This is a genomic window from Pseudomonas sp. LARHCG127, assembly GCF_052871455.1.
The window spans coordinates 1-13,790 of sequence record NZ_JBIXJT010000019.1 but is presented as its reverse complement, the minus strand read 5'-3'; the positions used below and the strand labels follow the sequence as shown (position 1 = coordinate 13,790).

At 58.6% G+C, this 13,790-nt stretch carries 14 protein-coding genes; 4 read left to right on the top strand and 10 right to left on the bottom strand.

All coding sequences use genetic code 11. The annotated features are described in order from the left end of the window. Window positions 1-118: 118 nt before the first annotated feature. Genes ACIPQ1_RS25365 through ACIPQ1_RS25350 form a run of 4 tightly spaced genes read right to left on the bottom strand, consistent with a single transcriptional unit; the run spans window position 119 to window position 3,297 of the window. Complete coding sequence (locus ACIPQ1_RS25365) at window positions 119-688, bottom strand: toll-Interleukin receptor (RefSeq protein ID WP_446534990.1); 570 nt, start codon at window positions 686-688, stop codon at window positions 119-121. A 26-nt stretch (window positions 689-714) separates the two neighbouring features. Next, window positions 715-1,533, bottom strand: a complete 819-nt coding sequence (locus tag ACIPQ1_RS25360) for a hypothetical protein (RefSeq protein WP_446534989.1) — start codon at window positions 1,531-1,533, stop codon at window positions 715-717. Further along, window positions 1,530-2,759 (bottom strand): toll/interleukin-1 receptor domain-containing protein, encoded by a 1,230-nt coding sequence (locus ACIPQ1_RS25355; protein ID WP_446534988.1) that lies wholly within the window; start codon window positions 2,757-2,759, stop codon window positions 1,530-1,532. Before ACIPQ1_RS25355 ends, ACIPQ1_RS25360 begins: the two co-directional genes overlap by 4 nt. After that, a complete protein-coding gene (locus ACIPQ1_RS25350) occupies window positions 2,752-3,297 on the bottom strand; it encodes a TIR domain-containing protein (RefSeq protein ID WP_446534987.1) in 546 nt (181 codons plus the stop codon). Before ACIPQ1_RS25350 ends, ACIPQ1_RS25355 begins: the two co-directional genes overlap by 8 nt. A gap of 496 nt (window positions 3,298-3,793) precedes the next feature. Between ACIPQ1_RS25350 and ACIPQ1_RS25345 the strand changes: the two genes are divergently transcribed. After that, window positions 3,794-4,489, top strand: a complete 696-nt coding sequence (locus ACIPQ1_RS25345) for a DUF1963 domain-containing protein (protein ID WP_446534986.1) — start codon at window positions 3,794-3,796, stop codon at window positions 4,487-4,489. Between the two features lie 99 nt (window positions 4,490-4,588). Here ACIPQ1_RS25345 and ACIPQ1_RS25340 read toward each other — a convergent pair whose 3' ends face one another. The 6 genes from ACIPQ1_RS25340 to def all read right to left on the bottom strand — a co-directional run bounded on the left by ACIPQ1_RS25340 (window position 4,589) and on the right by def (window position 10,659). Continuing rightward, entirely contained in the window at window positions 4,589-5,752 is a 1,164-nt protein-coding gene (locus ACIPQ1_RS25340) for an ATP-binding protein (protein ID WP_186614255.1), read from the bottom strand. 177 nt (window positions 5,753-5,929) lie between these two features. Further along, on the bottom strand, window positions 5,930-6,241 hold the full coding sequence (locus tag ACIPQ1_RS25335; protein WP_411386082.1) for a tetratricopeptide repeat protein: 312 nt from the start codon (window positions 6,239-6,241) through the stop codon (window positions 5,930-5,932). Window positions 6,242-6,416: 175 nt separating this feature from the next. Then, the gene (gene trkA / locus ACIPQ1_RS25330; protein ID WP_186730835.1) at window positions 6,417-7,790 is read right to left on the bottom strand and encodes a Trk system potassium transporter TrkA; all 1,374 of its coding nucleotides are present in this window, start codon (window positions 7,788-7,790) and stop codon (window positions 6,417-6,419) included. Window positions 7,791-7,814: 24 nt separating this feature from the next. Beyond that, on the bottom strand, window positions 7,815-9,125 hold the full coding sequence (rsmB, locus tag ACIPQ1_RS25325) for a 16S rRNA (cytosine(967)-C(5))-methyltransferase RsmB (RefSeq protein ID WP_446534985.1): 1,311 nt from the start codon (window positions 9,123-9,125) through the stop codon (window positions 7,815-7,817). Continuing rightward, window positions 9,122-10,081 (bottom strand): methionyl-tRNA formyltransferase, encoded by a 960-nt coding sequence (fmt, locus tag ACIPQ1_RS25320; RefSeq protein WP_446534984.1) that lies wholly within the window; start codon window positions 10,079-10,081, stop codon window positions 9,122-9,124. Before fmt ends, rsmB begins: the two co-directional genes overlap by 4 nt. Before the next feature lie 71 nt (window positions 10,082-10,152). Beyond that, on the bottom strand, window positions 10,153-10,659 hold the full coding sequence (gene def, locus ACIPQ1_RS25315; RefSeq protein ID WP_030138961.1) for a peptide deformylase: 507 nt from the start codon (window positions 10,657-10,659) through the stop codon (window positions 10,153-10,155). Between the two features lie 154 nt (window positions 10,660-10,813). On the opposite strand from def, the gene ACIPQ1_RS25310 reads away from it, so the two are divergent. From ACIPQ1_RS25310 to ACIPQ1_RS25300, 3 genes are all read left to right on the top strand, one after another. Continuing rightward, window positions 10,814-11,839 (top strand): LysM peptidoglycan-binding domain-containing protein, encoded by a 1,026-nt coding sequence (locus tag ACIPQ1_RS25310; protein ID WP_446534983.1) that lies wholly within the window; start codon window positions 10,814-10,816, stop codon window positions 11,837-11,839. Between the two features lie 80 nt (window positions 11,840-11,919). After that, window positions 11,920-13,014 (top strand): DNA-processing protein DprA, encoded by a 1,095-nt coding sequence (gene dprA / locus ACIPQ1_RS25305; RefSeq protein WP_446534982.1) that lies wholly within the window; start codon window positions 11,920-11,922, stop codon window positions 13,012-13,014. Between the two features lie 61 nt (window positions 13,015-13,075). Further along, window positions 13,076-13,633, top strand: a complete 558-nt coding sequence (locus ACIPQ1_RS25300) for an L-threonylcarbamoyladenylate synthase (protein WP_014335849.1) — start codon at window positions 13,076-13,078, stop codon at window positions 13,631-13,633. Window positions 13,634-13,790 lie beyond the last annotated feature (157 nt).

Genomic DNA, 13,790 nt, shown 5'->3' with positions numbered 1-13,790 from the left:
AGCTGCGAAGGATTCGCCACCCATCAATTGGGTGAATCAGTTACTCCGAACACTTTCAACGTTGAATAAAGGACGGAGCAGATAGCGTTCGGAATTACTTTTTGGTCGGGTAAACGACCTATCGTTTTCGAATATCATCCAGTCCTTTCACCCATTTGGCTAGATCTGCGTACTCATTGGCACTCGAGTTAATCCAGAGATTCTTTCTCGACGTGTTGTTTATGGTTACGATGTCAACGTATGGATAAACCCCAAGATATTCTTCTCCCTTGAATGTATTTTGCGTGTGCTGGAGAACAGGGAGTATCCCCACGACGCCCTTCACGCCATCAAAGAAACCAAGCTCCCAAGGCATCCAGCGAGATTGTGTCGAATGTCGGCTGTAGACGTAGAGCAATGAGCTGGACTGGCGCATCCGTGCGCGCAAGATTTCCGCAGTCTCAGGCGTCACATAGGCCGGCGAAATCTGAGGATCATCGACCTTGTCGAGATAGACTTTGAGCTGCGCGTCTTCCAACAGGCCCTTGATGCCGAAAATTATGTCATCAGGTTCATTGGAGGAGTGGCTCAAAAACACGTCAAAAGTCTCAGAAGAGGCATAGGCTTCATTAGACGATTTGAACAGCTTGGTTGAGCGATTAACCGTTCGCGATCGCTCAATAACTTCTGCTTCCGTTAGAATTGCCATCAAAACATCTCGTATCAGTTAATTTTTTATGGTGTAGCCGGTTTCATGACGTTAAGCAGGCCCCGGATAATCAAAACTACGGCCTGGTCGACATAGGGAGTCGCTGCCAACGCTAAATTTTCGGCAGTAGATAGGCCGTTATTTAAGTTATCGATGCGGAATGCCGTGAAGCGATCAGAGCCTGGCCAACTCGGGGGTGAAGCCTGATGCGGGTTTTGAACGCCCATTACATCAAGAATGTCTCTCGTGCACCCGCCAAACCCGCCCAGCAGATAAACGGGCTTCTGGGCGTCCAGCGAGATCAAAACCTCCTCTGCGATTCCAGGCATATCACCTAAAAATCCTTGGGTTCTGCCACCAAGTACAATGCGTGCCATGGACTCATCTGTTGTCCGAATCCGCATCTGGGTCAGTGATCTGACCCAGTGCAGATGAGCAGAGGACCGTTCCTGCTTTGTGAAGGCCAACTCCGTCGGATTACCATTGATGTCGAGTAAGCAGATTTCAGCTGTATTCGACAAGTCGCTTTTAAGAGACGACAGCTCATCTGGAGTTGTTCTGATGATTGATGACCAAGGCAGATAATTTATGACGCTCGCAACGTTCTTAGCGTCGACTGAATCCTTTCGATAACGAGACACCAATTCGTATAGCAACCGCGTAAACCCTCGCGCTCGGAGGTCCCCTCCGTAAAGCAGCGTGGCACCAAGCGCTAGCATGTGTCTTGCGACTTCACACATGGCCTCAACCAAATGCGCTTCGCTGAGACCGAGCGCATCCATGTTTTCGCTTTCTGAGATCGAGATCGCGATTTTATTGCCGTCGAGGGCTTCTTTGTAGCTCATCTGATTGCCCCCGCCTTCCATTCGTTCAAACTGCGAATTTGCACATGAGGGGCCACCCGACTAAGGAGCCTTTCCTCCTCCGTACTCAACGGCGGATCAGGATAGATAAGCACCAAATCCTCAGAGTCCGTGCCGTGCCGATCCTCTGGGAATACTGAAGGAATGCAAGATAAAGATATAAGCTCAGGCGGGCGAGGTATAAAGATCGCTCGAACTGGAAGAGTAGCTCTGATTTCGTGTGTTTGGCATTTCCACAGGTAGTCTTTGAGCACCTCCTCGAGGAGCCTGCCAACCACGATATCGATCCGGTCCACTTTCGTAGGATCATGGCCTAGCCTAACCAGCGGTACGTTCCCCATGTAGGGGAAGCTCCGCTCGTCAACCGTGCTGATACTGTTGGCCACCACCAGAGGAACATTCCATGTCTTAGCCTCGATGATCTCCTTTCTGCACCACTCACGAGAGGAATAAGAATCCGTGTGTATCGCGACCATTGCACTGACCCGGACGTGATGAAGCAGAACCTCATCAAAGGGAAGACCTGCCGGAATATCGTGGACATCGAAAAAAGAAGCCAAACCGTGCCCTTGGTATATTCTCAAGCGTATTGCGTTGGCGATCTCCGTACCTTCATCGTCGTGTTTCGAATGACTCAAAAAAACCTGAACTTTCTTGAGATATTCACCAATATTTCTCTCGGTAGGCGCTTCAAGCTGGGCAAGGTTATAGCGCAGCATCCTGCAAAATTCATACGTCAATTCACTGCGTAGCTGCTGAACCTTCGCACTGTCGTCCCCCACCCAACTATCCCAGCGGAGGGCTTGCTGGGGTACGGACATGCTATTTAACACCCCCTTCTGGATCGATATAGGGAACAGCATTCGTTTGAAACCGCTGCGGGAAAACTCTTCTACCTGTGCAGATATATGCTTGATGTAATCGACCCATTCAACATGGGAGACGAGATGCTCGTCGAGTATGACTATTGTGGCTGATGCCTCAGAATCATCCAGAGTGAGTGGTATTGGCGTCCCAGCGCCTGGCAAGCACGCGCTTCGAAATACAACGGGGATTCCGTTTCCTCCCACGATATTCTTGTAGATGTCTCGTCGAAAATGCTGCATCAGAGCATCGGCGATCATCTTTCCTAGAACAGATTCGGGATGCCAGACGACGTGGACGACGAAGAAAGGTAACGCCAAATCCTCATCAACCGAATCAGCCATTTTTAGTTTTCTTCTCTCTGGAGTTGTCGATCAGTGACACCGATTTCTCTTTCGCAGCTTTGATGTATCCGTCGAGAGCGTCCGCCGAAGCAGTTATGGCTTCCCAGCTCAACAAGCTGGCGAAGCCGCTGACACAGTTATCGTGAAGGCGGTCAGGCACTATGATTTTCGTGCCGTCAGCGGAGCGTTTTGCCGTTGGCAGGTAGACCCCGATCAGCGCGTGTTTTTTATCCAGAGTGGCTTTGATTTCCCAGTCTATATACTTTCGAGTGTCGGTTTCAGCGCCGATCAGGACGATTGTGCATGACGTGCCTGTAAGGTACTCCTCCCGGATCTTTCTCATCACGTAATCGACGTTATCGCTGTCAATTTCTTTGTCCAGAGATTTATCGTGAATAGCTTCGAGGGTATCGTGAAAATGCTTGGAAAAAGCGTCGTAGTACCCTTGATCGAGAGAATGGTGATAGCTAATGAACGTCCTGTGCTTAACAGGCTTTTCGAGGCCCGCAAGCAACTTACGCATGATATCGTCTTGCATATATCTTTCCTTGATCTGTACCTGTGATGGGTGTGTCCCAATGTCGCGAGCTGAGTCTTTAGCAGAAATAAAACCAATAAATACCAGTGATAGCAATTTGATGCAACGACCTTGCTTTTTGCGCCACCTCTGCGAGGTGGGAAGGCCGCCCAGATGATTCTCTACCTTCTGCGGGCCAAGCCAGAACCTGACCACCGCACCTCCAAGCCACGCATCCTCGCGCCTTTGCCTACAACCGCACCAGAAACCGCCGGCTTTGCAGCCTTGCCCTCGGGCGCTATCGTTCCTTACCACTGGCCGTGCCGGTATCGATGACACTCAGGCACGCTAGGAGCCCTCGAAAGTCATTGGCCCGGGAAGTGGGAGGAGGTCCACTCTCTTATCCGTGAAGGACGCTAATGTGGCCTAGCTCGGGCAAAGAAGCGCTGCCATCCACTCTCGTACACTGCCCATCTGCGGCCTTAATACCTGTAGCAAAAAGGAGGTTTACATCGCCATGGAAATCCAGGAAATCAAGCAACGCCTGGCCCGCCCCGCCGTGAAGCTCATTGCCGGCGGCTTTCGTCCTGCTGGCACCGATGAAGAAAGCTGGCTGGGCAATGTCTTCCTGTTCCGACCGGATGAAGAGGTGCCCATTAATCAGGCGGGGCAACCGTTGCTCCCCTATGCGCAGTTTTACCTTCCCGCCCTGCCCATCAACAGCCCTCTGCTAGCAGGGGTTCGTGTGCTGACGGTGTTCATTTCAAACCCGTTCCCCGAGCACCTTGAGCCAATGGGGAATAATTGGGTCATCCGCGAGTATGGGCCGGATGATGTGTTGGTGCGCAAGTCTCTGTCGGTGGCAGATTCATTCCTCAAACCTTTCCCACTGACAGCGCAAGCGGTGCCGGAGGACTTTCCGCTCTGGGATGGCGGTGGTGTCCCGGAGGACCTTGAGCAAGCAATCCTCACGCTGGAACGCGCGGGCAAGATCCAGAGCTATTACGACTTGGTCACCCACACTTACGAACACAAGATCGGCGGTTACCCCTCGTTCTGCCAGTCGGGTGTTGATCCGGGTGAAGGCTTCGAGTTTGTGTTCCAGATATCATCGGACTCGAAGATCAATCTGAACGTGGTCGACAGTGGGAGCCTGATGTTCTGGAAGCACAGCGAAACTGGGGAGTGGGCGCTTTATTACGACTTTTACTAAGGACAGGGGAAGATACGATTGTGAGACAGTCCGATTACGGATGAGCCCAAATCGTGGCCTGTCCCCCGGTTTCCTCCCCTCACCACACACCGCTGGCCTTCATTCCTGGCGACGCATGAATTCTGCAAAAAGGGGAACTGTAAAATTCAGATATCCGTGATCTGTGCTGTAGATCATTCCCTTGGAAATGATGTTGGCCCGAGTCGGCCCCAGCGATGATTGAGGACGTCCCATCGCCTTCGCAATATCAGCGATGGCATAAGGGCCGTCGCCAAGCTCGGACATGGTCTTCACAAACTGCACTTCAGAAGGTGTAAGCCGATCAATGCGGACCCTGAAGAAACCTGCATCAAGGGAAGCTAATGTTTCGGAATAAGAATGGTCGACATCATCAAGCGTAATTTCAGGCCCCTCGGCGATGTTCCATGCCGTGGATGCCCACTCTTGAAGAAAGAACGGATAGCCCTGCGTCCGATCAACAATGCTGTCCAGCGCTGCAGCGTCGATAGAAGCCTCCTCCTCCAAGATCGGCTTTTGAACGGCTTGAGTCGCAGATGGTTGATCAAGCGCCCCCACCTCCGGGTAAAGGAAAAGCCGCTCGGCATATGACTTCGCCTCACCCGCCAGCCGAGCAACTTGCGGAAGACCTGCACCGACCAGCAGAACCGGAAGCCCTTCTTGCGACATGCGATGAATAGAGACAATCAGTGCCGATAGATCTGCTTCGGTGAGGTATTGGACTTCATCAATGAGAAGAATCCAGCCTTTGCCGGCGGCCTGTGCCGCTTCACCTATTACAGTAAAAAGGTCTGGAAGATCGTATTGAAGATTTCCGCTATCCGCGAGTCCAGGCTCAGGCTCGACACCAATCTCAATACCTCCAACATCGATCTTGAAGATTGATGCAAAGCTGCGGAGTCCTTTCAGCCCACGATTAGCAATTTGCTTAGCGGCCTCAACGCTGGAAAGCGCGCGCATGACCTTTCGCATTTCAGGATAAAGAAGACGTGCCAGGCTTTCACGTTCTGGCGACTCTACCTTGGAAACGAGAAGGCCTTCCTCCTTCGCAATTCTGCCTATCTCATTCAACAGGACCGTCTTACCCGTGCCCCTTAAGCCAAGGAGCATGATGGAACGAGCACTTCGCCCGTTGAGGGCTCGTCCACAGGCAACTCTTGCGGCCTCAAGAATCAAGTCGCGTCCCGCCAATTCAGGGGGCCTGCTGCCCGCGCCGGGCGCAAACGGATTACGGTAGGGATCCATGCTGACCTCACAGACTAGCAAATTCTATAGAAAGATAGCCAAAGCTAGCTCAACTAACTATCTTTAGCTATAGATCGCTAGCATTTTATAGAGTCGGATTTATTTCTGATTATTTATGAGTGCTGCGCACTCAAGCGGGAGCAAGCTCCCTTGCCACAAAAGCGGTTTTGTGTGAAGTCAGGGATGGCGATCCAGCTTCTTGAGGAACACGGTCATTTCTTTTTCGGCTTGTTTGTCGCCGTGGGCGCGGGCGGCTTCCAGGCCTTGTTCCCAGGCTTGGCGGGCTGCGGCGGCGTCGCCTTGGCCTTGGTGGGCCTTGCCCAGTAGTTTCCAGGCGGCTGAATACTTGGGGTCGAATTCGACGCAGCGTTGGAGGTGTTCGGCGGCGCGGAGGAATTCGCCTAGGTCGAGGTAGCCTTTGCCGAGGCCGAAGCGCAGGAGGGGGTTGTCCATGCCCTTGGCGAGCATTTTTTCCAGGGAGTCGAGCATGGGGCGTCCTTATCGGTGTGTCAGGGGTTGATCAGTGGCTGTTGGATAGCTATCGCGAGCAAGCTCGCTCCCACAGGGGTTGGGGGTTGCTCACGATATTTGTGAACAATGGAGACCCTGTGTGGGAGCGAGCTTGCTCGCGATGAGGCCATGACTGCCACCGCAAAACCTGGAATCAGAAGAAACTCAACCCCACATGAAACAGCTTCTCGACATCGCGAATGTGCTTCTTGTCCACCAGGAACAGGATCACATGGTCGCCGGTCTGGATCACAGTGTCGTCGTGGGCGATGAGCACTTCTTCGTCGCGGATGATCGCGCCGATGGTGGTGCCGGGCGGCAAGCCGATGTCGCGGATGGCTTTGCCGATCACTTTGCTGGATTTGGCGTCGCCATGGGCAATCGCCTCGATGGCCTCGGCCGCGCCGCGGCGCAGGGAGTGGACGCTGACGATGTCGCCGCGGCGTACGTGGGCCAGCAGGGTGCCGATGGTGGCCAGTTGCGGGCTGATGGCGATGTCGATGTCGCCGCCCTGGATCAGGTCGACGTAGGCCGGGTTGTTGATGATGGTCATGACCTTTTTCGCGCCCAGGCGCTTGGCCAGCAGCGAGGACATGATGTTGGCTTCGTCGTCGTTGGTCAGGGCCAGGAAGATGTCGGCGTCGGCGATGTTTTCTTCCAGCAGCAGGTCGCGGTCGGAGGCGCTGCCTTGCAGCACCACGGTGCTGTCGAGGGTGTCGGAGAGGTAGCGGCAGCGTGCCGGGTTCATCTCGATGATCTTGACCTGGTAGCGGCTTTCGATGGCCTCGGCCAGGCGTTCGCCGATCTGGCCGCCACCGGCGATGACGATGCGTTTGTAGTTTTCATCGAGGCGGCGCATTTCGCTCATGACCGCGCGAATATTCGCCTTGGCGGCGATGAAGAACACTTCGTCGTCGGCTTCGATCACCGTGTCGCCCTGGGGCAGGATCGGCCGGTCGCGGCGGAAAATCGCGGCGACGCGGGTCTCGACATTCGGCATGTGCTCGCGCAATTGGCGCAGTTGCTGGCCCACCAGCGGGCCGCCGTAGTAGGCCTTGACCGCCACCAGTTGCGCCTTGCCTTCGGCGAAGTCGATCACCTGCAAGGCGCCGGGGTGTTCGATCAGGCGCTTGATGTAGTTGGTCACCACCTGTTCGGGGCTGATCAGCACGTCCACCGGGATCGCTTCGTTGTCGAAGAGGTCGGCGCGGGTCAGGTAGGCGGCTTCGCGCACCCGGGCGATCTTGGTCGGGGTGTGGAACAGGGTGTGGGCGACCTGGCAGGCGACCATGTTGGTTTCGTCGCTGTTGGTCACGGCCACGAGCATGTCGGCGTCGTCGGCGCCGGCCTGGCGCAATACCGTCGGCAAGGAACCGCGCCCTTGCACGGTGCGAATGTCGAGACGGTCGCCGAGGTCGCGCAGGCGTTCGCTGTCGGTGTCGACCACGGTGATGTCGTTGGCCTCGCTGGCCAAATGTTCCGCCAGCGAACCGCCGACCTGCCCTGCACCCAGGATGATGATTTTCATCCATTCACTCCTATCGAATCGGTTTTAACCGCGTGCGGCGGCGATTTTGATCAGCTTGGCGTAATAGAACCCATCGTGGCCGCCTTCCTGGGCCAGCAACTGGCGGCCGTGAGGCTGCTTGAGGCCGGCCTGGGTAGCGATGTCCAACTCCCGGGCGCCCGGCGTGCGGGCGAGGAAGGCTTCGATCACTTCAGTGTTTTCCGTCGGCAAGGTCGAGCAGGTGGCGTAGAGCAGCATGCCGCCCACGTCCAGGGTCGACCACAGGGCGTCGAGCAGTTCGCCTTGCAACACGGCCAATGCGGCAATGTCGTCCGGCTGGCGGGTGAGCTTGATGTCCGGATGGCGGCGGATCACGCCGGTGGCCGAGCACGGCGCGTCGAGGAGGATGCGCTGGAACGGTTTGCCGTCCCACCACGCAGCCGTGTCGCGGCCATCGGCGGCGATCAACTGGGCTTCAAGGCCAAGGCGTTCGAGGTTTTCCTTCACTCGCACGAGGCGCTTGGCTTCCAGGTCCACAGCCACCACGCCGGCCAGTTTCGGCTCGGTTTCGAGGATGTGACAGGTTTTGCCCCCAGGCGCGCAGCAGGCATCCAGCACCCGTTGGCCGGGCGCCAGCTCCAGCAGGTCGGCGGCCAACTGCGCGGCTTCGTCCTGGACGCTGATCCAGCCCTCGGCGAAGCCCGGCAGTGCGCGCACATCGCCCGGGGTTTCCAGGATGATGCCGTCGCGGCTGTATTGGCACGGGATGGCCGGGATGCCCGCCTCGCCCAGCAACGCCAGGTAGGCGTCGCGGGTGTGGTGGCGACGATTGACCCGCAGGATCATCGGCGGATGGGCATTGTTGGCGGCGCAGATGGCTTCCCATTGCTCGGGCCAGAAGGCCTTGAGGGATTTCTGCAACCAGCGCGGGTGGGCGGTGCGTACCACCGGGTCGTGTTCCAGTTCGGCCAGCAGGGTTTCGCTTTCCCGTTGGGCGCGGCGCAACACGGCGTTGATCAGGGCCTTGGCCCAAGGTTTTTTCAGCTTGTCGGCGCAGCCCACGGTTTCGCCGATGGCGGCGTGGGCGGGCACACGGGTGTAGAGCAGTTGATAGAGGCCCACCAGCAGCAGCGCTTCGACGTCGGCATCGGCGGCTTTGAATGGTTTCTGCAACAGCTTGGCCGCGAGGGCCGAGAGGCGCGGCTGCCAACGGGCGGTGCCGAACGCCAGGTCCTGGGTGAAACCGCGATCACGGTCTTCGACCTTGTCCAGTTGGGTCGGCAGGGAACTGTTCAGCGAGGCTTTGCCGCTGAGGACGGCGGCAAGTGCCTTGGCGGCGGCCAGACGCGGGTTCATGAGGCGTCCGCCGCTTGGCCGAGGACGGTGCCGACGGCGAACTTCTCACGACGGCTGTTGAACAAGTCGCTGAAGTTCAGCGCCTTGCCGCCGGGCAGTTGCAGGCGCGTCAGGCACAGGGCCTGTTCGCCACAGGCAACGACGAGGCCGTCCTTGCTGGCGCTGAGGATTTCTCCTGGTGCGCCCTTCCCTTCGGCCAAGTTGGCGGCCAAGACTTTCAGGGCTTCGCCGTTCAAGGTGCTGTGGCAGATCGGCCAAGGGTTGAAGGCCCGCACCAGGCGCTCCAGCTCGACGGCCGGGCGGCTCCAGTCGATGCGGGCTTCGTCCTTGTTCAGTTTGTGCGCATAGGTGGCGAGGCTGTCGTCCTGCACTTCGCCTTGCAGGGTGCCAGCCGCGAGGCCGGCAATGGCTTGGACCACCGCTGGCGGGCCGATCAGCGCGAGGCGATCGTGCAGGCTGCCGCCGGTGTCTTCGGCGCTGATGGGGGTGCTGGCCTTGAGCAGCATCGGCCCGGTGTCCAGGCCGGCTTCCATGCGCATCACGGTCACGCCGCTTTCGGCATCGCCCGCTTCCACGGCGCGCTGGATCGGCGCGGCACCGCGCCAACGCGGCAGCAGCGAGGCGTGGCTGTTGATGCAACCCAGGCGCGGGATGTCCAGCACCACTTGCGGCAGGATCAGGCCGTAGGCGACCACCACCATCAAGTCTGGCTTCAGCGCCGCCAGTTCGGCCTGGGCCTGGGCGTCGCGCAGGGTCGGCGGCTGCAACACCGGCAAACCATTTTCCAGTGCGAGTTGTTTGACCGGGCTGGGCATCAGTTTTTGCCCGCGACCTGCGGGACGATCCGGCTGGGTGTAGACCGCGACGATTTCATGGGGGCTGGCCAGCAGGGCCTTGAGGTGTTCGGCGGCAAACTCGGGAGTGCCGGCAAAGACGATGCGCAGTGGCTCAGTCATGGAAAACTCTCAATTACAAAGCAGTCGCAAAAAGAAAAAGGCTTGCCGCGGCAAGCCTTTGAAGAGGGGCATCAAGCGTTCTGGCGATGGATCTTTTCCAGTTTTTTCTTGATCCGGTCACGCTTGAGATTAGACAGGTAATCAACGAACAACTTGCCGTTGAGGTGGTCGCATTCGTGCTGGATGCACACTGCCAGCAGGCCTTCGGCGATCAGCTCGTAAGGCTGGCCGTCACGGTCCAGGGCCTTGATCTTGACCTTCTGCGGACGATCGACGTTTTCGTAGAAGCCCGGCACCGACAGGCAGCCTTCCTGGTATTGGTCCATCTCGTCGGTCAGGGTTTCGAACTCGGGGTTGATGAACACCCGGGGCTCGCTGCGGTCTTCGGAGAGGTCCATGACGACGATACGCTTGTGCACGTTGACCTGGGTCGCGGCGAGGCCGATGCCGGGCGCCTCATACATTGTTTCAAACATGTCATCGACCAGCTGACGCACTTCGTCGTCCACTACGGCCACCGGTTTGGCGATAGTGCGCAGGCGCGGGTCCGGAAATTCGAGAATGTTCAAAATGGCCATAAGCTTGATAAATGCACGTGTGAGGTAAAGTCGGGTGGCTGGCCTGGCGTGTGTCGGGATGCAGGCTACCGTTGTAAAACGTTGCTCTTGAACAGAGCGAGCCACGGGGGCTCTGGCGTTTTACGCGAACGCACATAATAAAGGGATTCACCGCATGAGGAAATCACTACTCGCCCTGCTGCTCCTGGCCTCGGCCGGTATCGCGCACGGGCAAGTGCAACTTCGGGAAGGTTTTCCCCAGCAATACACGGTGGTGACGGGGGACACGCTGTGGGACATTTCCGGTAAATACCTGCGCGAGCCGTGGAAATGGCCGGAGCTGTGGCAGGCCAACCCACAGATCGAAAACCCCAACCTGATCTATCCGGGCGACACCCTGTCGCTGGTCTACGTCAACGGCCAGCCGCGCCTGACCCTCAATCGCGGCGCCTCGCGGGGCACCATCAAGCTGTCGCCGCGCATTCGCAGTTCGCCGGTGGCCGACGCCATCCCGAGCATTCCGCTGCAAGCCATCAACAGCTTTTTGCTGAGCAACCGCATCGTCGACACGGCGGAAGATTTCAACAAGGCGCCCTACGTCGTCGCCGGCAATGCCGAGCGGGTGCTCAGTGGCATGGGGGACCGGGTCTTCGCTCGTGGTGCATTCGATGAGAACCAGACGGCGTACGGCATCTTCCGCCAGGGCAAGGTCTACACCGACCCCGAAACCAAGGAATTCCTGGGTATCAATGCCGACGACATCGGCAGCGGCGAAGTGGTCGCCACCGAGGGCGATGTCACCACCCTGGCCCTGCAACGCACCACCCAGGAAGTACGCCTGGGTGATCGCCTGTTCAGCGGCGAAGAGCGCTCGATCAACTCGACCTTCATGCCCAGCGCGCCGAAATCGGACATCCAGGGCTTGATCCTGGACGTGCCTCGGGGCGTGACGCAGATCGGCGCGCTGGACGTGGTCACCCTGAACAAGGGCCGGCGCGACGGGCTGGTGGAAGGCAACGTGCTGGCGGTGATGAAGACCGGTGAAACCGTGCGCGACCGCATCACCGGCGAGCCGGTGAAAATCCCCGATGAACGGGCCGGCCTGCTGATGGTGTTCCGCACCTACGACAAACTCAGTTACGGCTTGGTGCTGTACGCCTCGCGATCCTTGGCGATCCTCGACAAGGTGCGCAATCCATAACGGGTCTCACAAGTTACCAACAGAGTTATCCACAGCTTGTTCCCGTTTCAACGGGACGATAACGATCAAGGATTGATCACATGCCATTGCCTGAATCTGCTTCGGTTCCGCCTGCGGAACTGGAGGCCCGTCTGCGCTTGCATCGCTTGCCGGAGCTGGGACCTAAACGTTTCATGACCTTGATGGAGGCCTTTGGCTCGGCGTCCAAAGCCATCAGCGCGCCGGCCAGCGCCTGGCGGGCGCTGGGGTTGCCGGCCACGTGCGCCGAGGCCCGACGCGCTCCGGACATACGCGACGGCGCCGCCCACGCACTGGCCTGGCTAGACGGCCCGGCCCAGCATTTACTGATGTGGGACCAGCCTGACTACCCGGCGCTGCTGGCACAGATCAGCGACGCGCCGCCGCTGCTGTTCGTCGCTGGCGACCCCTCGATCCTGGAAAAACCGCAGCTGGCGATGGTCGGCAGTCGCCGGGCATCGCGTCCCGGAATGGACACGGCGGCGGCGTTTTCCAGAAGCCTGGCCGGGGCGGGTTTTGTCATTACTAGTGGCCTGGCGTTGGGCATCGATGCGGCGGCTCATCAGGCGGCCCTGGATGTCGGTGGGCAAACCGTCGGCGTACTCGGCACGGGCCTGGAAAATTTTTATCCACAGCGTAATCGTCGGCTGGCGGAGGCGATGATTGCCCAGGGCAGCGCGGTGGTTTCGGAGTTCCCGCTGGACGCAGCGCCCAACGCCAGCAACTTTCCGCGCCGCAACCGAATCATCAGCGGTTTGTCCCTGGGGGTGCTGGTGGTAGAGGCGAGTGTCGCCAGTGGTTCGCTGATCACCGCCCGCCTGGCGGCGGAACAGGGTCGCGAGGTGTATGCCATTCCTGGCTCGATCCATCACCCTGGGGCCCGGGGCTGTCATCAACTGATCCGCGACGGTGCGGCGCTGGTGGAAACCGTAGAGCACATTCTCGAAGCATTGCGCGGTTGGCAGCGGCTGCCGCTGGCCGCCGAGCCTGTGCCCGTGACCCATCCGCTGCTGCGCCTGCTGCATGCCGCGCCGCAGAGCAGCGAGGCGCTGGCCGACGCCAGTGGCTGGGGTTTGCCCAAGGTGCTGGCGGCGTTGACCGAGCTGGAAATGGAGGGGCGCGCCGCTCGTGACAACGGACGCTGGTTCGCACGCTAGGTTTTATGGGGAAGATCGGTAAACTGCCCACAGCCTTAATTGCGTTGCGGGAGAATCTTTCATGGTCAACAGTTGGCGTGTGCAACAAGCCGCGCGAGAAATTCGCGCCGGGGCGGTGATTGCCTATCCAACCGAAGCGGTCTGGGGCCTGGGTTGCGACCCATGGAACGAGGAGGCCGTGGAACGCCTGCTGGCGATCAAGTCGCGGCTGCCCGACAAAGGCCTGATCCTGGTGGCGGACAACATCCACCAGTTCGACTTTCTGTTCGAAGACTTCCCCGAAACCTGGATGGACCGCATGGCCAGCACCTGGCCGGGGCCCAACACCTGGCTGGTGCCGCACCAGAACCTGCTGCCGGAGTGGATCACCGGGGTGCACGACACCGTTGCCCTGCGGGTCAGCGATCATCCTACCGTGCGTGATTTGTGTTCGCTGGTCGGGCCGCTGGTGTCCACCTCGGCCAACCCGCAGGGGCGCCCGGCAGCGCGCACGCGAATTCGCGTCGAGCAGTATTTCCGCGGGCAGATCGACCTGGTGCTGGGCGGCAACCTGGGCGGGCGCAAGAACCCCAGCGTGATTCGCGACCTGGCGACCGGCAAGGTCGTGCGGCCGGACTGAGCCCGAACACAAACGTTGCATCTTGCATAAACCACTGTGGGAGCGAGCTTGCTCGCGATAGCGCCAGGACAGCCAGCATCAATGTTGACTGATACACCGCTATCGCGAGCAAGCTCGCTCCCACAGGGGTTTTTGTTGAACACAGTACATATGAACA